Genomic DNA, 20,962 nt, shown 5'->3' with positions numbered 1-20,962 from the left:
ACATGTTAGTTTAACCCAACATTTAATCCATATGAATTGGATGGTAATAGGAGGTAAGTATGAAGACAAATCAATTTGCTCATCGTACTGGGTTATTGAGTGTAGCTGCTGCGTTTTTCCTTTCGTTTGCTGTGTCAGCCGCTGAAAATGATCATGTGGCTAAATTTGTTTCCTGTAAAAACCTGACTAAAGATCAAATCGCAGCACAAGTTAAGCGAGATTTTTTACAAAATCGACTTAATCATTGGGATAAAGACAGACAACAACTGGGCACAGGAAAAACCGTCGCATGGGTAAATGTCAATGATATTATTGATGATAAAGATGCGTTACAAGTTCCACTTATTGTTCGGGGTTCTAAAAAAGACAAAAGTTACAATGTCACAATTGATTGTCAAAAAGAGACTATCAGTTATAGTGAAGTTAAGTAAACAAATTGCCATGCCAGATTCAAATATATTCGGGATACTGAAAATGTATCCCGTTTTATTTAATGAGTGAGGGCTTTTTATGACGGAACCACGAAAACTTTATCCAGCTTATGACGCATATAAAACCGGATATCTGGATACTGGGGACGGACACCAAATTTACTGGGAGCTTTGCGGTAATCCTGAAGGTAAACCTGCGATATTTATCCACGGAGGGCCCGGAGGAGGAATAGCAAATTATCATCGGCAGTTATTCGATCCGGAGCATTATCATGTCATCTTATTTGATCAACGTGGCTGTGGCCGTTCCAAACCTCATGCAAGTCTTGAAAATAATACAACATGGCACCTGATTGATGATATTGAACGCTTACGTAAGCTGATGAGGGTTGATAAGTGGCTGGTTTTTGGTGGCTCATGGGGGTCAACTTTATCCCTGGCTTATGCGCAAAAACATCCGAGTTCTGTATCAGAATTGGTATTAAGGGGAATATTTTTACTCCGGCCTCAAGAGTTGCAATGGTATTATCAGGGAGGTGCTGCCCGGTTTTTTCCGGAAAAGTGGGAGCGTACACTTTCTCTTCTTTCTGAAGAAGAACGTACTGATATGATAAAGGCTTACAACAAACGTCTCACGAGTAATGACCCCGCAGTGCAGTTGGAAGCTGCCCGTTTATGGAGTATTTGGGAAGGGGAAACTGTCACACTATTACCTTCTGTGCATGCAGATTCATTCGCAGAAGAACAGTTTGCGTTGGCGTTTGCACGTATTGAAAACCATTATTTTATCAATAACGGTTTTATGGATGAGACACAGCAGTTATTAGATCATATTGACGTTATCAGGCATATTCCAGCAGTCATCATTCATGGGCGTTATGATATGGCATGCCAGTTACAGAATGCCTGGGATCTGGCGAAATCGTGGCCGGAGGCAGAATTTTATATTGTAGAAGGTGCAGGTCATTCTTTTGATGAACCGGGAATTTTGCATCAATTAATTGAAGCAACTGATAAATTTATTGGGAAATAGGTAGGATAACCACTCGCTTATGCGGTGGTTACCTTTTTTATTCATATTTAACGGTTTTTGGGCTCATAAGGTAAGCGAGAAAAATATCTCGATTGTTGGCGATAGTAGTTCAATCGTTGTTGAAAATATTCCCGCAGGTGTTGTGGTTGGGTGTGTTCAACAGTGTCTGGAACGACAGGCATATTATAGCGCTCTTTAAATGCAACCCCTGATGCCGCCAGATCAACATTGACCTTATCCATCTCATCTTTAGATAACTTGGCTAAGTTATGCTCCATCATTTCCTCTCCAAAAGTACTATGTGTCTTCAGAAGATAAAATTAATTGAGTCTTCTTTATTTGGCAAGTCATTATTTGCATAATAAAACACCTCTTAAATATTAATAATATCAATTCTCATTTTGATTAAATATTTAATCAAATAAAATTGATTCTTATTTTCTTATATTTAATGAGATTTATTCTTTCTATAAAATAAAAATAATTCCTTAAATATCAATATATTATTTTTTTAAAATTTATCTTTGTTTTATTGGTTTTTAATAGGCATAATATGCAGCAATTAATAAAATGTTAGGAGGGTGGGCTAATGTTAAAACAAGAAATGATTACGAAATTAAATGAGCAATTAAATCTGGAGTTTTATTCTGCCAATTTGTACCTACAAATGAGTGCATGGTGTAGTGAGAAAGGTTACGAAGGTGCGGCTGCATTTCTGAAAACCCATTCAGGAGAAGAAATGCAACATATGCAGCGTTTATTTGATTATCTGGGCGATACAGGAGCAATGCCTGTACTGGGTGCTATTCAGGCTCCACCTGTTGAATTTAATTCTATTTCTGATGTGTTCAATCAAACCTATGAACACGAAAAACTGATCACAGAAGAGATCAATAAACTGGCTCACTTAGCGATGACAACCCAGGATTACTCTACTTTTAACTTCTTACAGTGGTATGTGGCTGAACAACACGAAGAAGAAAAATTATTCAAATCTATCTTAGATAAACTGGATATGGTGGGTGAGAGTGGTAAGTCTTTATTTTTACTGGATAAAGATTTAAAAGGATTATCGGTCCCAGCTCATGCTTAAGAGAGCACTAAAATAAATTAATCTGCATTATTTTTACCGTAATTCCTGTTTTTTGCTTATTTTTAAGCAGGAGTTACGGTTTTTTGTTTTATCTCCTATTTTTGTTTTTTGCGCAGTGTTTCACAGGTCAGGATTTTCACCACGGATTAAATTTATCGTTTGTTATAAAATCCCCTTTAAGCATAAAAATTCATCTGTATATTAAAGGGTTATTTATCATGTCTATTTTTAACATCCGTTCATTCTGGAGCAATCTGTCTGCTTTGGTTGTTCTATTTGTCGGTATGTCCTGCCAACAGGCTTTAGCTCATGCTCACTTGAAAGATCAGACTCCGGCAGAAAATACAACGGTGGAAGCTGCACCACAAGCTATAACTCTGAGTTTCTCAGAGCGCATTGAACTTGGATTCAGCAAAGTAAAATTAATTGGCCCAGAAAAAAAAGAGATTAAAACAGGTAAGCTAGCACTTGATCCTGCGACTAAAACGAAACTAATCCTGCCTGTAGAGGATAAACTGGCAGCAGGGGAATATCGTGTTGACTGGAGTGTTCTTTCTGTCGACGGTCATAAGACGAAGGGTGTTTACAACTTTACTGTAAAATAATGATTTCACTTGAGGCGTTATACGTACTCTGCCGTTTCTTGCATTTTGTGGTAGTTATGCTGATGTTTGGGTTCAGCTTGTTTACTACCATACTTGCTTCAGGCCATTTTTTAGTTTTGATTAAAAAACGGTTGAGAGTCGGCCTGGCGATTAGCACGGTATTGGCTTTTATTACCTCAATGATCTGGTTTATTGTACAGGCAGGGTTGATGGGGGATGGCTGGCACGACGTTTATCAACTTGAAATATGGCAGGCAGTGTTAACAACTTCTTTTGGTAAAGTATGGCAATGGCAATTATTGGTTGCTGCACTTGCTGTTGGGGGAATATTCTTTTTACGTACTAATGTTGGAGATTCTAAAACAAAGAATTTCTTATTATTAGGCTGTTCTGTCGTTTTGCTTTCAAGTCATGCTTTCATTGGTCATGTCACTATGTATGAAGGGAAGCTTGGTTTGCTGCTTCAGGTAAATCAGATTGTTCATTTGCTTAGTGCAGGCTATTGGTTCGGAGGGCTATGGCCTTTTTTACTATGTCTGCAATTCTTGCGGCTAAAAGATATTTCCAAACCAAACTCAGCCTTTCACCAGATAGATAGCTGCAATATGGAGAATAGCTTGTATGATGAAAGTGTAGTTGCAATGAGGCGATTTTCTGACTATGGGCACGTAGCCGTTTTTTTGGTGATCGTTACAGGAATTGTAAGCAGTGCCATTTTAATTCCTGGTTGGCTAACTTTTGATGCTCCTGCTTCCGAATATCAATCAATGCTATGGCTGAAAATCATACTCGTTACAGCTATGGTTCTTTTGGCCTTAATCAATCGCTACATTCTGGTGCCCAAATTAAAGCAGAAAGGGCGTTATGAATTACTGATGATGAACAGTTGGTTGGAAATCATTCTTGGAACTGCTGCTCTATTGTGTGTTGCTATCTTTGCGACAGAGTCTCCTGTGTGACCCTTGAATAGTTGGTATGAGCTTAGATACGTCTATGGTTTTTAAGTTATGACCAATAAGGCTGCAATTTGTAAGACGATGGGTATATAAACAAGAAAAAGGGCGGTAGAATTCAGCTTGTATGTTTATCAGGAGGATGATGATGAAACGAGTATTTTGGTTTTTATCTTTTTTATTTTTCTCTTTCCAGGGGATTGCTGCTCCAATACAAACCATCAGTAAATTACAGTTCGGGAAACAATGGGCTTTTTCTCGCGAAGAGGTTATGCTTGATTGCCGCTCAGGAGGTGCGCTGTTTGTGATCAATCCTAGTACGCTTATGCAATATCCGCTCAATGATCGCGCAGTAGAACTGATGAAAAATAGCCGAGTTATTGCAACTCCACTAAGTACAATACTCTTAGATGATCCTGAACATCACAATCAAAAAATGAGTATTGAACCATTTCAGAAAGCAGCTATGGTGCTATGCAATGATCAAACAAGTAACGGTAAATCGAGCGGTAAAAAATAACCGTAATTTTTACTGCTAATATGCATGTCAATTAACAAGCTAACTAATTAACAAAACTTGGTAATTTACGATGTGTCAACTACTCTTTAAGAGGTAAGTTGTTCTACGTCTCAATGGCATTTTAGTGCACGGCTCTTTAAACAGAGTCATTTTCCCTAGGCTGAGTAGAGGAGTATGCTCGGCCTTTTTTGTTATGTTTATCATGAGAACTGAATAACTTTACTCTTTTTTCGCAAAATCACCTCTTTTTCTTAACTTGTATAATCTATTCAATATACCTTATGAATTTCAAGACACAGTGTGGCGGCAGATAAATGCTCAAATAGCGAGTGACTAATGCTCTTTTTTTAACGAAGTTTTGATAATAATATGAGCAGGGACACGATCTTGGCTGCAAATTAGGTAATTTTCTAATATAAGCTGTGATAACTAACTGAATTTCATAAGTGAATACTGGTAAAAATATTAAAAGAAAATTTTAATTCTGAGGTTCAAGCGGTATTCTGGGACAGGGATATAAGGATAGTAGAAGATTTACCAGAATGGTTTGATGTCCTTGGAAAAACCTATGTTGTTGTTTTATTGTTATTAAATTGTTATTTTTCTGACTCTTGTGTAGGTGTATATGGACAAACGTGAATTCTATCAGGAACTATCAGATGGCTTGGTAGCTTTATTATCAGGCGAATATAACTTGATCGCATCTCTTGCAAATACAAGTTCATTGTTATATGAACGTTTGGGTGATGTTAATTGGGTTGGCTTTTACTTGGTAGATGGTGATACCCTAGTTTTAGGGCCATTCCAAGGTAAAATTGCTTGTGTTCGTATTCCTATAGGGAAAGGTGTATGTGGAACCGCTGTAGCAAAGAATCATATCCAGCGTATTTCTGACGTACATGCTTTTCCGGGTCATATAGCTTGTGATTCTGCCAGTAATGCTGAAATTGTTCTTCCTTTGGAAATTAATGGACAAGTTATTGGAGTTCTGGATATTGACAGCACGGTTTTTGATCGGTTTGACGAACATGATGAACATGGCTTAAAAGCGCTTGTCAGCAGGCTTTGTGAGCATTTGGGGCAATGTGTTGTGCCAAAATATCTGCAACAGAATGTAACTTAACCTATGTATGACGTGGCATTTATCAGCAACATTATTATAATGTCGCCTGTTCATGCCTGCGCTGGTTGGCAAAACCGTTGTAATCAGGAAATTTCATGGAAAATCAACCTAAGTTGAACAGTAGTAAAGAAATCATTGCTTTTTTGGCTGAGCGATTCCCGCTTTGTTTCGCCGCAGAAGGCGAAGCACGTCCTTTGAAAATCGGGATCTTTCAGGATATCGTTGAACGTATTCAGGGCGAAGAGTGTTTAAGTAAAACACAGCTCCGTTCTGCTCTGCGCTTGTATACTTCCAGTTGGCGCTACCTCTATGGAGTTAAAGAAGGAGCCCGGCGTGTTGATCTTGATGGTAATACGTGTGGTGAACTGGAAGCTGAGCATATTGAACATGCGCGTCAGCAATTAGCGGAAGCTAAAGCTCGAGTACAAGCTCAACGAGCTGAACAACGTGCCAAAAAACGTGAAACAGAAAACGTATCTGACAAGAAAAGCGAACGTCCTGTGAGTAAAAAGGCAGCGCCTCGTCGTCGCCCATCAGCAGGTAAAAAAGATGACAAGCGTCCATTTCGTTCGCAAGATCGTTTGCAACAATCATGTAAGCCAGCAGATAAAACTACCAAAAAAATTGCACAGCCTGAGTTAACCTCAGTAACGGATGTATCCTCTCTGAAAGTCGGTCAGACAATCAAAGTGAATGTAGGGAAAAGCCTCATGGATGCTTCTGTGCTGGAAATTGCAAAAGATGGTGTAAGAGTGCAATTACCTACTGGTTTGGCAATGATTGTACGCGCAGAACACTTAAAGTTCTGATACGGAGGCCAACTTGGGCATGAACAAACTCATTACTTTGGCTTTCGTTTTAGTGCTGTCATTTTCTGATATAGGGCACGCAAATACTGTTAATGGTAGTGTAAGCCGTAATAGTAATGTCACTAATTCTGATGTAGCTGGTGTTGGTACAACAGGAGGAAATAATCCCCTTACTGTTACTATTAATCAGTTACCCGATCTAAAACCAGAACTACAACATCCGACAGTGAGTAAACGAATTGTTTCCCGTTTTCTCCGCTCTCATTATCGCCATTTTAGTCTGGATGCTGATTTTTCAGGTAAGGTTTTTGATCGTTACCTAAATATGCTGGATTATGGGCACAATGTTTTTCTTGCAGCAGATATTGCACAATTTGCTGCGCAAAAAGGGCTCTTAGGCAAAGAGCTTGAAAATGGTGATCTACATCTTCCATACGCATTATTTAATTTGCAGCAGAAACGCCGTTTTGAGCGCTATCAATACGCTCTTTCCCGATTGGAAAAGCCTATCAGTTTAGATGACAACGATACGCTTGAAACTGAACGTGATAAAGCACCTTGGCCTACGAGTATTGAAGAATTAAATAATCTTTGGGATGCCAAGATTAAATCGGATTGGATAAATCTCAAACTGTCAGGTAAAAATGACAAAGAGATCAAGGAAGTACTGAAAAAACGCTATCGGACTTTATTGAAACACCTAACTCAGAGTAAAAGTGAAGACGTTTTTCGAACAATTATGATGGCTTTTGCTCGTGAAATAGATCCGCATACCAGCTATCTCTCGCCTCGCGATACGGAACAGTTCAATTCAGAGATGAGCCTTTCTCTTGAAGGTATTGGAGCTGTTTTGCAGTATGATGATGAATATGTATCTGTCCGCTCATTGGTTGCAGGAGGGCCTGCAGCCAAAAGTAATTTACTCAAAGTCGGAGATAAAATTATTGGAGTGGGGCAAGCTGGTAAACCAATTGTAGATGTTGTTGGTTGGCGTCTGGAAGATGTTGTTGTTCTGATTAAGGGGCCAAAAGGTAGTAAAGTCCGTCTTGAAGTTATTCCAAGCACAAAAGGTGCTAAAAATCACATTATCACTTTAACGCGTGAAAATATCCGTCTTGAAGATAACGCAGTTAAGATGTCAGTTAAAACTGCTAGTAAAGAGAAGGTAGGGATCCTTGATATACCAAGTTTTTATGTTGGTCTGACTAATGATGTAAAAGTACAACTGCAAAAACTAGCGAAACAAAATGTTTCTGCAATTGTCATTGATTTACGTGGTAATGGTGGTGGTGCGCTAACAGAAGCTGTCTCACTTTCTGGCTTGTTTATCTCAACGGGGCCGATTGTGCAGATTAGAGATAATACAGGTCGGATTAAAGAAGATTCGGATACTGATGAGGCAATCTATTATAAAGGGCCTTTGGTTGTTTTAGTTGATAACCGAAGTGCTTCAGCATCTGAAATTTTTGCTGCTGCTATGCAAGATTATGGGCGTGGATTGGTTGTTGGTGAGCCTACTTTTGGTAAAGGGACTGTCCAACAATATCGTTCTTTGAATCGCATTTATGATCAGATGTTAAGTCCTGATTGGCCAGAGATTGGCTCAGTACAGTATACTATTCAGAAATTTTATCGGGTGAATGGTGGTAGTACTCAACTTAAAGGTGTAACGCCTGATATTCTGATGCCAACAGGGGAAGAACCCTCTGACATAAGTGAAAGCCAGGAAGATAATGCCCTGCCATGGGATAGTATTCAACCGGCAAGTTATAATTTTTCAAAGAAAATTTCAGAGTTAGTACCACTATTGACCAAATTGCATCGTCAGCGTATCACCAATGACCCTGAGTTCAGATATATCAATCAGGATATTGCTTATTATAAGGTGCTAAAAGCGCGTCATGGTGTTTATTCGTTAAACTATGCAGAGCGAGATAAAGAAAATAAAGAGTATGAGGCGATTAAATTAAATCGCATTAATGAGCGTTTTAAACGTGAAGGGAAGAAACCACTCACATCACTTGATGATTTGCCAAAAGATTATAAAGGTCCAGATCCCTATTTAGATGAATCGGTACAGATTGCTCTAGATTTAGCTCATCAGCCTGCTGAAATGACTCAAGCGAAGTGATTTCAAACTGTGTTATGGATAAAAAGTCGGCTTGATAGTCGGCTTTTCTATTACCGACTGGATCTTATGTAATATTGTAAAGTTATGTCGATTCTGTCGCTTAACATCTTAAAAAAATTGAATAATATGAGTTCAGCCCCCATCTTATGATTTACTTTTAGTTGAACTGTTTGATTATTAAAGGAAGCCAATTTATATGATGCGAATTGCTTTGTTCCTGCTCACTAACCTGGCTGTTATGGTTGTGTTTGGGATAATACTTTCACTCACAGGAGTTCAGCGAAGTAGTGTAGCTGGTCTCATGATAATGGCTGGGTTGTTTGGTTTTGGTGGTGCATTTATTTCTCTGTTAATGTCGAAATGGATGGCATTACGTTCTGTTGGTGGTCAGGTTATTGAAAAGCCGTCTAACGAAATGGAATTTTGGCTGATGGAAACTGTCCGTCGCCAGTCTGATCAGGTTGGTATTACCATGCCACAGGTTGCCATTTATGATGCACCTGATATTAACGCATTTGCGACAGGAGCTCGTCGTAATGCTTCTTTGGTTGCTGTTAGTACTGGATTACTGAATAACATGAGTCGTGATGAAGCGGAAGCTGTAATTGCTCATGAGATCAGCCACATTGCTAATGGTGACATGGTAACAATGACGTTATTGCAAGGGATTGTAAACACATTCGTTATCTTTATTTCACGTATCATTGCACAAGCGGCTGCAAGTTTCCTGTCCAGCAGTGATGATGAGAGCGAAAGCAGCAGTAACGGTAACCCTATTGTTTATATGATCCTTTCCATGGTCCTGGAGATTGTATTTGGTATTCTGGCAAGCATTATTACCATGTGGTTTTCCCGTTACCGTGAATTTCACGCGGATGCAGGGTCAGCGAAACTTGTCGGACGTGAAAAGATGATTGCTGCATTACAACGCCTCAAAACCAGTTATGAGCCTCAGGAAGAAGGCAGCATGATGGCGTTTTGTATTAATGGTAAGTCTAAAAGCTTCAGCGAGCTATTCTTATCTCACCCTCCATTAGATAAACGTATTGAAGCTCTGCGTAGTGGTGAGTATATAAAGTAACATTCTTCTCTGATTTTTAGATGAAAGATTAAAAAAGTAATTAAAGTAAAAGCCGGGATTCAGATGAACTCCGGCTTTTTTGATACTGTTTGTCAGATAAGAAATGGAACTGAACTGAGAAAGTTTGGATAGAGGAAAAGGAAGGGGATAAGACCTTGAACCCCACCTTTGCTACTGAGATACAAAGGTGAGGGAAGGGAGTAATGAGTTTATCTTGATTAAGGTTGACGCAATGTTACTTTATCTTGTTCGAATGTTTTTTTATCAGTCTTACCCATTAATTGGCTGGTAATTGTGCCAGCTACCATTGATCCGTTGACGTTTAACGCTGTGCGGCCCATATCAATAAGAGGTTCAACAGAGATCAACAGGGCGACTAAAGTGACAGGTAATCCCATTGCAGGCAGAACAATAAGCGCAGCAAATGTAGCTCCACCGCCAACACCAGCTACACCAGCAGAGCCGACTGTCACGATGCCAATGAGAGTGGCTATCCATAGGGGGTCAAGAGGATCAATTCCAACAGTTGGAGCAACCATTACTGCTAACATGGCAGGATAAATGCCTGCACAGCCATTTTGACCGATAGTTGCCCCGAATGAGGCGGAAAAGCTGGCTATAGATTCCGGGACACCGAGATGACGGCTTTGTGTCTCAACATTTAACGGAATGCTGGCAGCGCTTGAACGGCTGGTAAAGGCAAATGTCAGTACAGGGCCTGCTTTTTTGAAGAACTTTAGTGGATTAATGCCTGTCAATGCTAGAAGGACGCCGTGTACAACAAACATCAGACCTAAAGCGACGTAGGAAGCAACAACAAAGTTACCTAATTGTGCGATATCGTGAATATTGGAGCTGGCAACAACTTTAGTCATTAAAGCCATTACACCGTATGGAGTGAGGCGCATAACCAGTCTGACAAGTTTCATTGCCCATGCCTGCATAGTATCGATGGCAACAAGTGCTTGCTCACCACGCTCGCGGTCATCTTTTATCATTTGTAATGCAGCAATTCCCAGGAATGTTGCAAAAATGACTACACTGATAATTGAAGTTGGGCTTGCTCCTGTGAGATCTGCAAATGGATTTTTAGGAATAAAAGAGAGGATTAATTGCGGCACACTCAGCTCTGAAACCCGATGAATATAGTTTGCTTCAATCGTCGACAGACGCGCAGTTTCTTGCGTACCTTGAATTAACCCAGCAGAGGTCAAGCCAAACATACTGGCGATAAAAATAGCAATTAAAGCGGAAATGGCGGTAGTGAGCAGTAAAGTACCGATAGTCAGGAAGCTGATTTTACCTAAAGAAGACGCCTTATGCAGATGTGCAACTGCACTCAGTATAGAGGCAAAAACCAATGGCATAACAACCATCTGTAACAATTGTACATAACCATTACCGACAATGTTGAACCATTTAATTGATTCTTTCACAATAGGATCGTGTGCACCATAAATCACATTTAATGCCAATCCAAAAAAAACGCCTACAATCAGGGCAATAAGAACTTTCTTGGATAGGCTCCATTGATCTGAACTCGTTTTAGCTAATAATATGAGTAACGCTGCGAAAATCAGCACATTAATAACGAGTGGTAAATTCATCCCCAGTCTCCAATATTCTGACTAATATGACTTTTTTGTATGGAATATGCTTACTTCAAGTTATAACAAGAAGTTGCACCATATATTCTATTAACTATGCATGGTATCAATATAAGAATTAGCTTTCTTATAATTAAAAAGAATAAAATATAATTATTTATCACTGGCTAGTGCAATTAGTTATATGTCCTTATGTAATTTATTTTCACCTTGTTTAGATTTGGTAACAATATGCAGAGATTTACCGCGTGATATATGGGCTTTCTGGTGTTATATAATTAATAAATTTCAGATTGTTACATCAAAATAGGGGACATAACTAACAAAGTAGTGACGTTGAAGATAAAAATGATAAGTAAAAATTAAAAAGTAATACTTATGTTGTGAGTTAACCCCATCTTTTAAATGGGGTTATGGTTTGATTAAAAATAAACTCAGTTATTTATATAGATTTTGTAATTTATCGATATTTAACTTATCAAGTGACAGCTTATCGAATGGTAGTTTGTCTAAATAGTGCATAAACGAAAAATCGATGTACTGTGGAATGAGAATAGCAATTGCTACAATCAAAACGGCTATAAATCGTTCCGCTTTTTTGCGCTCTTTTCCCCTTAATATAGGGATCCGGAAACGCACTTTTAATGGCCATAAGAGAGGGATACCTGCTGGCGTAAGCATATCTGCAACCAAATGGCTGATATAGCCTACGATCATGGCGTGGAAAAAGTCAGTTGGTATGGGCCAGTCAGCTGGTATTTTGGTCTGAAAGAGAATAATGCCAACAACTAGTGCTAATAGGCTATGTGTAAAACCACGATGCCCACAAAGTCGTGCAATAGGAATGGAAATAAAACGGAATAACCTGCCTAATGTTGAATGTGGATGATCAATATCAGGTAGTAAAGAAGCCAAAAGCACACCAGGAAGCATATGCAACCAATCTCCCTGTGCTATTTCTGGAGTAATTTCTAGCTGATGAGCCAATACAAGGCTGGCAACCGAAAAGAGAAGATGCCCTTCTGCTGTCATAATTATTTATACTGAGTTGTTTGTTATATTGATATTTATTGCTGTTTATACATACAGTTCTCGCTAGTATAGAGGGTTTTGTATAAGTTGAATAGGGGGTAAACAAGAAAAACCTTTTATTTATTAACATATGACACTAATATTTAACTGATTTTTGTCTAGAATAACTGTCTATGCTTCTGGAGATTCGTTCACTTACTGTCGCGTTATAACTTGAAATCTATTGGGTATATGCTCATGAGGAGTATTAATGACGTATCAACAAGCAAGATATGTTGCTATTGCGAAGCGGCTGTTGGGGTGGATTATTTTTGTACCCACTTTTTTGTCAACTTTAGTTTCAGTGATTAACCTAGTGTGGCAACATAAGGTTAAAGGTGAGGGGATTAATGCAGTATTGAATGATTTTTTGAGAATGATGGCTGAAATGATCAAATTCAATACATCATTCTTGGATTTTTTTTGGAAGCATTCTCCAACTCCAGACTACATAGCGACGATCACAGGAGCAAATGTCAGTTTTTTGATTATTTATTTTCTGATGTTTGTTGGTTTGGCAATGAGTGCATCTGGTTTGAGGATATACCGCCAATTCAAATTCGTTAAGGAACAGATTGAAGACCATATGATCCTTGAGAAAGCTAAAGAGAGCGGTGTAACTAAGAAACAGTTGGAAGCTAAAATCAAATTTCCACGCCATTCATTATTCAGCCAAATATTCACTCTTTATATATCACCCATTATTATCGGCGCAATTGCCTATTTTTTATTGAAATTATTAGGTTGGTAATATATAAGATAGCTGCGAGAGTGGTTAGCTCCGCAGCTTACTGATATATCTAAGAATAGAACTGAAAACTGACTAAAATAGCACTCTGATATTGGGTAGACATATTACTCGTAAACTGAAGGTAATATAATGTAATTAATTTTTATTATGTATTGAATTGCTTTATTTCTATTTGCATTTTTATAAAGATTAAATAATAACTGAATAAAATCTAGTTATTAACTTTAACTATTGGATTAGATTTGAAAGAAAAAATTTTACTTTATTCTGTAAATAGTCAGAATGATTATTCAGATAATATATTATCGATTATGGTTTGTGCAGCAATAAAACTATCGCCACCAAAAAGATTACAGCGATTCAGTAAATAATAGAGTTGATAAAGTGGTTGTCGTTCAATAAAGTCTGATGGTAATGGCCAGACACTTTGATAACCGTCAAGAACTTGCAGAGGCAATTCAGGATAGAAAGGGAGCATAGCAAGGTCACATTCACGATCTCCCCAATAACATGCCGGATCAAACGCTACGGCACAATTGTTGTTTAATGATGCACAATTTGTTGGCCATAAATCACCATGCAATAAAGATGGCTCAGGTTGATGAGAATGCAGTTTGTCACCGATTTTTTGGACAATAGAATCGATATTTCCGAATACCATTCCCTTGTCTGCTGCAAGTTGTAATTGCCAGCCAATACGCTTTTCTGCGTAAAATTGATTCCAGCGTTTTTGCCACCCATTAGGCTGTATCGTAGTGCCAAGCATATTATCAAAATCAAAACCGAATTTCGGTTGCTCATTCCATTGGTGCAGCTTAGCAAGTTGTTGACCAAAGCAATACGCGTTGTGGGCGTCAAATGGTTTTATGGGAAGGTATTCCAGTATAAGAAAACTATGACTACGATCATGCCCAACACCGTAAACTTCAGGTACGCGCGTTGTTTTACTACGCGCTAATAATTCCAGCTGTTCTGCCTCTGTTTTAAAAACAGTCAACATCTCTTTTGTGTTGGATTTAACAAAGATATGTTGTCCGCCATACTCAATAGACCACGAGTGGTGAATATCTCCTCCTGATAATTCCGTTTGATTGCGGATTTCTGCCTCACCAAAATGTTCACTTAATAGATGGCTAACAGTTTGCCACATGACTCACCTCATTAAGTTGACAATTACTATGCTCATAGTACATACAGAACCGACGATTGAACAGATTAAAAAGGAATTTAAATGAAATTGACAGGGCTATATCTAAATCAGATATAGCCCTTTAATTTGATTTTATTGAAGACTCATAATGATGGAGAGAATATGTCCTTGGTCAACTTTCTATGCATTTTCTTTCTAGCTAATTTTATTTGGTCATAAATAACGGCAAATGTGAAGAAAATAGCCTGAATGATAACAATACATGGACCTGTTTCACCATCGATATGGAAGCTGATTATTGTGCCTAAAACACTTGATAAAACAGATGCTATTATGGCAACAATCAACATTCGATCAAAACTCCGGCAGAGAATAAAAGCAATAATGCCGGGGGATATCAGCATAGCAATGACCAGAATAATACCGACGGCCTGTAATGAAGCGACAATGGTTAGAGCCAAAAGGGACAATAAGCCATAGTGGAGCAATTTTACTGGCAGGCCAACCACTTTTGCTTGATTGGGGTCGAAGCAGTAAAGCATGAAATCTTTGCGTTTCAGCAGTACAACTGCCAGCGTGAACCCTGCAATGCAGAATGTTTGGATCAATTCATTTTCGGTAATTCCGAGTATACTGCCGAACAGAATATGGGTCAGATGTTGTTCCGTATCTATACGGGTAAAAAGTACTAAACCAAATGCAAACATACCAGAAAACACAACACCCATTACGGTATCTTCTTTAATCCTACTGTGTTCTTTCAGATATCCAGTGGCGAATGCACAGAATATTCCTGACAGGAAAGCACCGATCGCAAGTGGTATACCTGCGACAAATGCCAGAACGATACCCGGTAAAACGGCGTGAGAGATGGCATCTCCCATCAATGACCAGCCCTTTAACACTAAATAACATGATAGTACTGCGCAGACCGTACCCACAACGATAGCCGCCAAAATAGCACGTTGCATGAAATCATGCAGAAAGGGTTCCGTGATGAGTTCAATTAGTGTACTCATGGGTGTCCTCCTTGAGTTAATGCCTGGGATTCTTTTCTGGCTCGTCTGCGAGAAGCCAACATGCCATGCTTAGGTGCAAAGAAGAAAGCCAATAGGAAAATCAAAGTTTGTATTGTGACAATCACACCGCCGGTTGCACCATTGAGGAAATAGCTGATGTAAGCGCCTACACAACTTGTTAGTGTGCCAATAGCAACTGAAATGATAAGTAGGTGTTTAAAACGATCTGTCAGCAAATAGGCCGTTGCTCCGGGAGTAACTACCATAGCGATAACCAGAATGGCTCCTACTGTTTGTAAAGCAGCAACAGTACAGGCACTTAATAAGGTGAAGAAAATAATTTTCAGGCGTAGTGGTGATAACCCGATAGATCGGGCATGGACTTCATCAAAGAAAACGACCAGCAGATCTTTCCAGAGCAGCATCAGGATCACGAAGGATACAGCAATAATAATTTCTACTTGTAAAACATCTTCATCAGCGATACCCAGAATATTGCCGAGAATAATCGTCTGCACATTGACAGAAGTCGGATTTAAAGAAACGATTAATAACCCGGCGGCAAAAAAAGTGGAAAAGATAAAACCGATCACTGCATCTTCACGTAATCGTGTGATGTGACGAACGAGTGTCATTGATAATGCTGCAAGCATACCGGTAAAGAAAGCGCCTCCGGCATAAGGTAAACCAAGAGCATATGCACCGGCAACGCCGGGTACAACAGAGTGGGAGAGAGCATCCCCCATCAACGACCAACCTTTCAACATCAAATAGGCTGATAAAAAAGCACAGACAGCACCGACAATAGCACTCACCCACATGGCTTTAACCATGTAGTTATAATTAAATGGTTGTAACAACAATTCCATCATGGCTGGTCGTCCTTCTGTTTTTGATTTTGTCGTGGAGGAACATGATGGTCATGACCATAAAATACGGCGGCACGTTCGTCATCGGTAATGACAGTGAGGGAGCGTGGGTCATCATCATCATGGAGTTCAGGCCCAGAAAGATTGATATGGCGTAAGACACCGTCAAATGTCATTTCCAGATTCTTCTGAGTGAATGTTGTTTCAGTTGGGCCGCTGGCCAGGACTGTTCGATTAATCAAAATAACGTGGTCGCAAAATTCGGGAACACTACCGAGGTTATGTGTTGATACTAAGATTAAGTGTCCTTCATCACGTAAATCACGGAGTAAATCGATAATGGCATTTTCTGTCTTAACATCTACTCCGGTAAAAGGTTCATCCAGTAACAGAACCTTTCCTTCTTGAGCGAGTGCTCGTGCCAGAAATGCACGTTTTTTCTGTCCGCCGGAAAGCTCACCAATTTGCCTGTCGCGTAGTTCAATCAGCCCGACACGCTCAAGTGAGTTGTTCACGATTTGATGGTCGATTTTACTCGGTCTGCGTAAGAACCCCATTTTTCCATAGCGTCCCATCATCACAACATCAGAAACCAGAACCGGAAAATTCCAGTCAACATCTTCAGTTTGTGGAACGTATGCGATGATATTTTGTTTTAATGCTGTTTTAATGGATTGGGCATTGAGAGTCACTTTTCCTTGAGAAGGTGTCACTAATCCCATAATGGTTTTAAACAATGTGGATTTTCCACTACCGTTCATACCGACTAACGCACAAATTGTGCCGCCTTTAATGTCAAAACAGGCATCGTAGATTGCAGTGTGCCCATTGTTGTAAGTAACAGTAGCGTTATTAACCAATAAATGCGGATGTTCAAATAGTGACGATGTGTTTCTCATTGATTAAATCCTTTTGCGATGGTGTCTACTGTCGTATTCAGCAGGTCAATATATGTCGGCACCGGGCCTTTTGATGTAGAAAGAGAGTCAACATAAAGCACCCCACCGTAACGAGCTCCAGTCTCTTTACTGACTTGTTTTGCTGGCTTATCTGAAACAGTACTTTCACTGAAGATGACGGGGATCTTATGTTTCACCATAATATCAATAACACGGCGAACCTGCTGTGGTGTGCCCTGAGCTTCAGCATTAATCGGCCATAAATAGGCTTCTTTGAAACCATAATCCTGTGTGAGATAGCTAAAAGCGCCTTCACTAGTTACTAACCAACGCTCATTTTCGGGAATACGAGAAAGGCGCTCTCTGAGTGGTGCATCCAGTTTGGCTATCTTATCGGCATAGATTTTGGCATTGCGATTGTAAGTATCTGCATTCGCCGGATCGTGTTTGACCAAGGCCTTGCGAATATTTTCAATATAGATTAACGCATTATTCGGAGACATCCAGGCATGTGGATTGGGATTTTGATTGTAAGGTCCTTCACGGATTGGAAGCGGTGTAATGTTTTCGGTAATGACTGCAACAGGAATATCCTGCATATTTTCGAAAAAGCGTTCAAACCAACGTTCAAGATTCAGGCCATTCCAGAGGATTAGGTCTGCTCGCTTTGCTTTGATAATATCTTTTGGGGTGGGTTGATAATCGTGAATTTCTGCACCGGGTTTTGTGATTGACTCTACAATCGCTGCATCTCCTGCGATATTTTGAGCCATGTCTTGAATAATGGTAAATGTAGTAACGACCCTGAATTTTTCATCGGCATGAGCCTGTTGGTTGAATAGAATGATCGAGAAGAGAGTAATGGCTATACTGAGTATCGGGAATGTAGAGAGTGAATGTTTTTTGTTCATTAGTGTAAACCTTATTTTTTATGTCTGTAATTTTTGATAATGATTATCAGTATCATCTTTATAAAGTCAAGGTGACACTGTCATATGGATGATAATTTTGCAGGTTTTCCTGAATTTTCTTCCTGTTCCTGAAATTACTATGCGAACAAAAAAACAGCGCATTGTCTAGTGTTTTGAAGTTTATTGAATATAACTACTTCAATTTATTTTGATGAGATATATAAAAATATTTTTATTTTATTTATAAAATTATATATGCTTTATAAGGTTAATTTTAGTTCAGGAGAATTTTCGTGAGATTAAATTTTATTCATGCTTATATTTTTCTGGCAATATTGTTAACGGGGTGTGCCAGTCAGGAATCTCATCAAATAAAGAATCACAATCCATCTCCTAAAGGAATATTCAGTGGCAATAATGTTGTTTTGGGTTCTGGTAAATTGACAAGTCGAACCAGAACAACGCCATTTGATGGGTTTATTGAGCAAGCTGCAAAGCGTTATGGTGTTGATGAAATTTTGATCAAGTCAATTATCCAGGTGGAATCCGGTTTCCGTCCAGAAGTTATCAGTAAATCTAATGCGGTTGGATTGATGCAGATTAAGGCCTCTACAGCAGGGCGGGATGCCTATCGATTGAAAGGAAAATCGGGGCAACCGACGATACGAGAGCTGAAAGATCCTAAAACTAACATTGATCTTGGCACTGCTTACATCAGTATCTTGAAAAAGCAGCATTTGGAAGGGATTATCCATCCTGAAACTTTATATTATGCGACAATAGTCGCTTATGTTAATGGTGCAGGGGCATTACTGAGAACATTTGATTCCAATCGTACTCTGGCGATTAATAAAATTAACCGAATGACTCCGGATGAATTTTATCAATATGTTCAGAATAATCACCCCGCACCGCAAGCACCTCGTTATTTATGGAAAGTGAAGAATGTTTATCGTGCCTTAGAGTAGTGTGATTTTTGGCATGTTTTGAGTATTTATTGTGTTGATGAGATTGACAGAAAACTTCAGTTTTGTTCTATTTTTTCTGTAAGTAGAAAATGCAGTTTATTACTTGTGTTCTGTTAACATATATAAAGAATAATCAGATGTGGTTATTAACGATATGTCGAGGATTTACCTTCGAAGATATTAATATCTTTGGGCTTCAAGAGTTCTGTAGAGTAACAGAGATGGAAGCATATAAAAATAATTTCTAAGTAAGTATATAAGTATATTAAATTATTATATTAGGCCATTTATTCCCGAGAATTGGGGGTAGAAATAAGAGAGACTATGTTAGTTAAACATAGTTATTGGAATAAAATAATTTAATTATCTTACTATCAACAATCATTGATTAGGAAAACCAATGTCATTAAAACAAGAAAAAAGAAGGCCTGAGTTTATTCAACATTGGACACAAAATGAAGAGGAAGAGGGGCCGGCATATCCTGATAGCGATGAAATATTCACTATAGGCTCTGCTCTTGGTGAATCTCTGGGACTAAAGAAAATAGGTATTCATCATGAACGTGTATTGCCGGGTCGCAGAACGTCCTATCCTCACGCAGAGAAAGATGAAGAAGAGTTTGTATATGTCCTCAAAGGAACTCCCGATGTATGGATTAATGGAAAGTTATATCGATTAGAACCTGGGGATGCGGTTGGGTTTCCTGCGGGTACAGGAATTTGTCATACAGTAATTAATAATACTGATTCAGAAGTCAGGTTACTGGTTGTAGGAGAGAAAAGTAAACCTGAACATAAAATTTGGTATCCACTGAACCTGGAATATCAAAAAACTATAAGTAGGGGATGGGATTTTCCTCCTGAGCAGGTCTTTGGTGAGCATGATGGTAAACCCGATAAAAATAGATAAATTATGTTACATTGTTATCCCTAAACCATCTGCTACGCAGGTGGTTTTTTACATAGGTATAGCTCCATGTAACCAGAATGAATTCTGCCAGTAAAAGATAACATGAAAGAGGAAATTTTGAATATGACGTTCATACTATAGTTACCTGATTAAACTATGATGGTGAATGTATGTTTGATGATTTGCTTGATTGGTCAATAAGAAACTACTCTGCGATAGCATCAATATTGTCTGCTTTGACTGCATTTCTTGGCGGAATTTGGGTAATGCTTAAAAATTTCTATAGCAGTTTAAATTTCTTGAGAAATAGGAGAATCACAAACAATATTGATTATCTTGAAAAATATGACGAATATCTGAGTCAGGAAGATAAAAAATATATCAAAAACATTATTACTTCTGAGATTATGTTTAAAGTAACCAGGATTAAATCAAAGGAACTCCGACATCTGGTCATAAAGCTCGTTGCTCTCGGTATTGAATCAGGTTATATATTTGATATTAGAAGATTGAAAAGATATGTGATAGTAAATGCTGATATTGCAAAGATAAAAATTGACGCTTCTTATGTGATAACTTATTGGATTGAAAAGTTAATATCTATCATTATTTTTGCTTTAATGATTTTCATCGTTTTTAAAATACTATATATCGATAATCAAAATATCTCCAGTTGGGAGTTTATAGCAATGATATGCCTCGTTATCATCTTAGAGTTGTTAGGCATTTGCTTTTTAACATTGAGTGTATCTCCCAGACGAATAAAGAAAATAAATACGGAATTAGCTAAACATAAGTTGAATAATTAATGTTCAATGGTTGAAGTTGAGAAATCATAATGAAATTTGCTGCTTTATTTGGCGAAAAGAATTGTGTTAATAGAATGACAATACTTATGTTGTTCTTTTTATTTGTTGCTAAATGATATGGGTGATAACATCCCCTCCCGAGTTAAGGCGGTGTACATGAGTCGTTTGTAATTTTGTGTACTTAACTATGTACATAACTTGCATGGTGCAGCAAGTGCC

The 20,962-nt window shown here is 38.6% G+C and carries 22 protein-coding genes; 14 read left to right on the top strand and 8 right to left on the bottom strand.

Annotation, left to right across the window (positions count from 1 at the left end):
* The first annotated feature begins 59 nt into the window (after positions 1 to 59).
* Both yebF and pip read left to right on the top strand, forming a co-directional pair.
* On the top strand, positions 60 to 431 hold the full coding sequence (gene yebF, locus Xbud_RS03045) for a protein YebF (protein WP_099134685.1): 372 nt from the start codon (positions 60 to 62) through the stop codon (positions 429 to 431).
* Between the two features lie 79 nt (positions 432 to 510).
* Positions 511 to 1,464 carry a prolyl aminopeptidase gene (gene pip / locus Xbud_RS03040; RefSeq protein ID WP_099134684.1) on the top strand — a complete coding sequence of 318 codons (954 nt, stop codon included), beginning with the start codon at positions 511 to 513 and terminating at the stop codon, positions 1,462 to 1,464.
* Between the two features lie 47 nt (positions 1,465 to 1,511).
* Here the strand turns inward: pip and Xbud_RS03035 are convergent, their stop codons facing one another.
* Positions 1,512 to 1,742 carry a DNA polymerase III subunit theta gene (locus Xbud_RS03035; protein WP_099134903.1) on the bottom strand — a complete coding sequence of 77 codons (231 nt, stop codon included), beginning with the start codon at positions 1,740 to 1,742 and terminating at the stop codon, positions 1,512 to 1,514.
* Positions 1,743 to 2,053: 311 nt separating this feature from the next.
* Here Xbud_RS03035 and ftnA point away from each other — a divergent pair, with 311 nt between their 5' ends.
* From ftnA to htpX, 8 genes are all read left to right on the top strand, one after another.
* Positions 2,054 to 2,557: a non-heme ferritin gene (ftnA, locus tag Xbud_RS03030; RefSeq protein ID WP_099134683.1), complete on the top strand. Its 504-nt coding sequence runs from the start codon at positions 2,054 to 2,056 to the stop codon at positions 2,555 to 2,557.
* Between the two features lie 218 nt (positions 2,558 to 2,775).
* The gene (gene yobA / locus Xbud_RS03025) at positions 2,776 to 3,162 is read left to right on the top strand and encodes a CopC domain-containing protein YobA (protein WP_047680240.1); all 387 of its coding nucleotides are present in this window, start codon (positions 2,776 to 2,778) and stop codon (positions 3,160 to 3,162) included.
* Complete coding sequence (gene copD, locus Xbud_RS03020; protein WP_099134682.1) at positions 3,162 to 4,121, top strand: copper homeostasis membrane protein CopD; 960 nt, start codon at positions 3,162 to 3,164, stop codon at positions 4,119 to 4,121. Before yobA ends, copD begins: the two co-directional genes overlap by 1 nt.
* A gap of 142 nt (positions 4,122 to 4,263) precedes the next feature.
* The gene (locus Xbud_RS03015; protein WP_099134681.1) at positions 4,264 to 4,635 is read left to right on the top strand and encodes a YebY family protein; all 372 of its coding nucleotides are present in this window, start codon (positions 4,264 to 4,266) and stop codon (positions 4,633 to 4,635) included.
* Between the two features lie 625 nt (positions 4,636 to 5,260).
* A complete protein-coding gene (locus Xbud_RS03010; RefSeq protein WP_099134680.1) occupies positions 5,261 to 5,758 on the top strand; it encodes a GAF domain-containing protein in 498 nt (165 codons plus the stop codon).
* Positions 5,759 to 5,853: 95 nt separating this feature from the next.
* Positions 5,854 to 6,567, top strand: coding sequence for an RNA chaperone ProQ (gene proQ, locus Xbud_RS03005; RefSeq protein WP_099134679.1), 714 nt, complete (start codon positions 5,854 to 5,856; stop codon positions 6,565 to 6,567).
* Between the two features lie 19 nt (positions 6,568 to 6,586).
* Positions 6,587 to 8,698, top strand: a complete 2,112-nt coding sequence (gene prc / locus Xbud_RS03000; RefSeq protein ID WP_099134678.1) for a carboxy terminal-processing peptidase — start codon at positions 6,587 to 6,589, stop codon at positions 8,696 to 8,698.
* A 196-nt stretch (positions 8,699 to 8,894) separates the two neighbouring features.
* Entirely contained in the window at positions 8,895 to 9,779 is an 885-nt protein-coding gene (htpX, locus tag Xbud_RS02995; protein ID WP_099134677.1) for a protease HtpX, read from the top strand.
* A 218-nt stretch (positions 9,780 to 9,997) separates the two neighbouring features.
* Here htpX and Xbud_RS02990 read toward each other — a convergent pair whose 3' ends face one another.
* Positions 9,998 to 11,386 (bottom strand): L-cystine transporter, encoded by a 1,389-nt coding sequence (locus Xbud_RS02990; RefSeq protein WP_099134676.1) that lies wholly within the window; start codon positions 11,384 to 11,386, stop codon positions 9,998 to 10,000.
* A 438-nt stretch (positions 11,387 to 11,824) separates the two neighbouring features.
* Complete coding sequence (locus Xbud_RS02985; RefSeq protein ID WP_099134675.1) at positions 11,825 to 12,418, bottom strand: metal-dependent hydrolase; 594 nt, start codon at positions 12,416 to 12,418, stop codon at positions 11,825 to 11,827.
* A gap of 250 nt (positions 12,419 to 12,668) precedes the next feature.
* Here Xbud_RS02985 and Xbud_RS02980 point away from each other — a divergent pair, with 250 nt between their 5' ends.
* On the top strand, positions 12,669 to 13,208 hold the full coding sequence (locus Xbud_RS02980) for a YniB family protein (RefSeq protein WP_099134674.1): 540 nt from the start codon (positions 12,669 to 12,671) through the stop codon (positions 13,206 to 13,208).
* Between the two features lie 286 nt (positions 13,209 to 13,494).
* On the opposite strand, the gene Xbud_RS02975 is transcribed toward Xbud_RS02980, so the two are convergent.
* The 5 genes from Xbud_RS02975 to Xbud_RS02955 all read right to left on the bottom strand — a co-directional run bounded on the left by Xbud_RS02975 (position 13,495) and on the right by Xbud_RS02955 (position 18,056).
* Entirely contained in the window at positions 13,495 to 14,358 is an 864-nt protein-coding gene (locus Xbud_RS02975; protein WP_099134673.1) for a fructosamine kinase family protein, read from the bottom strand.
* Positions 14,359 to 14,501: 143 nt separating this feature from the next.
* Positions 14,502 to 15,377 carry a metal ABC transporter permease gene (locus tag Xbud_RS02970; protein WP_099134672.1) on the bottom strand — a complete coding sequence of 292 codons (876 nt, stop codon included), beginning with the start codon at positions 15,375 to 15,377 and terminating at the stop codon, positions 14,502 to 14,504.
* On the bottom strand, positions 15,374 to 16,249 hold the full coding sequence (locus Xbud_RS02965; RefSeq protein ID WP_099134671.1) for a metal ABC transporter permease: 876 nt from the start codon (positions 16,247 to 16,249) through the stop codon (positions 15,374 to 15,376). The genes Xbud_RS02970 and Xbud_RS02965 overlap by 4 nt, the downstream gene beginning before the upstream one ends.
* Positions 16,246 to 17,145 (bottom strand): manganese/iron ABC transporter ATP-binding protein, encoded by a 900-nt coding sequence (locus Xbud_RS02960; RefSeq protein WP_099134670.1) that lies wholly within the window; start codon positions 17,143 to 17,145, stop codon positions 16,246 to 16,248. Before Xbud_RS02960 ends, Xbud_RS02965 begins: the two co-directional genes overlap by 4 nt.
* Positions 17,142 to 18,056, bottom strand: a complete 915-nt coding sequence (locus tag Xbud_RS02955; protein ID WP_099134669.1) for a metal ABC transporter substrate-binding protein — start codon at positions 18,054 to 18,056, stop codon at positions 17,142 to 17,144. Before Xbud_RS02955 ends, Xbud_RS02960 begins: the two co-directional genes overlap by 4 nt.
* A gap of 293 nt (positions 18,057 to 18,349) precedes the next feature.
* Here Xbud_RS02955 and Xbud_RS02950 point away from each other — a divergent pair, with 293 nt between their 5' ends.
* The 3 genes from Xbud_RS02950 (at position 18,350) to Xbud_RS02940 (ending at position 20,743) form a co-directional block, all read left to right on the top strand.
* Positions 18,350 to 19,024, top strand: coding sequence for a transglycosylase SLT domain-containing protein (locus Xbud_RS02950; protein ID WP_244589842.1), 675 nt, complete (start codon positions 18,350 to 18,352; stop codon positions 19,022 to 19,024).
* Positions 19,025 to 19,424: 400 nt separating this feature from the next.
* Positions 19,425 to 19,934, top strand: a complete 510-nt coding sequence (locus tag Xbud_RS02945; RefSeq protein WP_099134668.1) for a cupin domain-containing protein — start codon at positions 19,425 to 19,427, stop codon at positions 19,932 to 19,934.
* 170 nt (positions 19,935 to 20,104) lie between these two features.
* Entirely contained in the window at positions 20,105 to 20,743 is a 639-nt protein-coding gene (locus Xbud_RS02940; RefSeq protein ID WP_099134667.1) for a hypothetical protein, read from the top strand.
* Positions 20,744 to 20,962: the final 219 nt, after the last annotated feature.

This window comes from Xenorhabdus budapestensis, assembly GCF_002632465.1.
GTDB classification, from domain to species: Bacteria; Pseudomonadota; Gammaproteobacteria; order Enterobacterales; family Enterobacteriaceae; genus Xenorhabdus; species Xenorhabdus budapestensis.
This window is presented reverse-complemented; position numbering and strand designations above follow the sequence as displayed.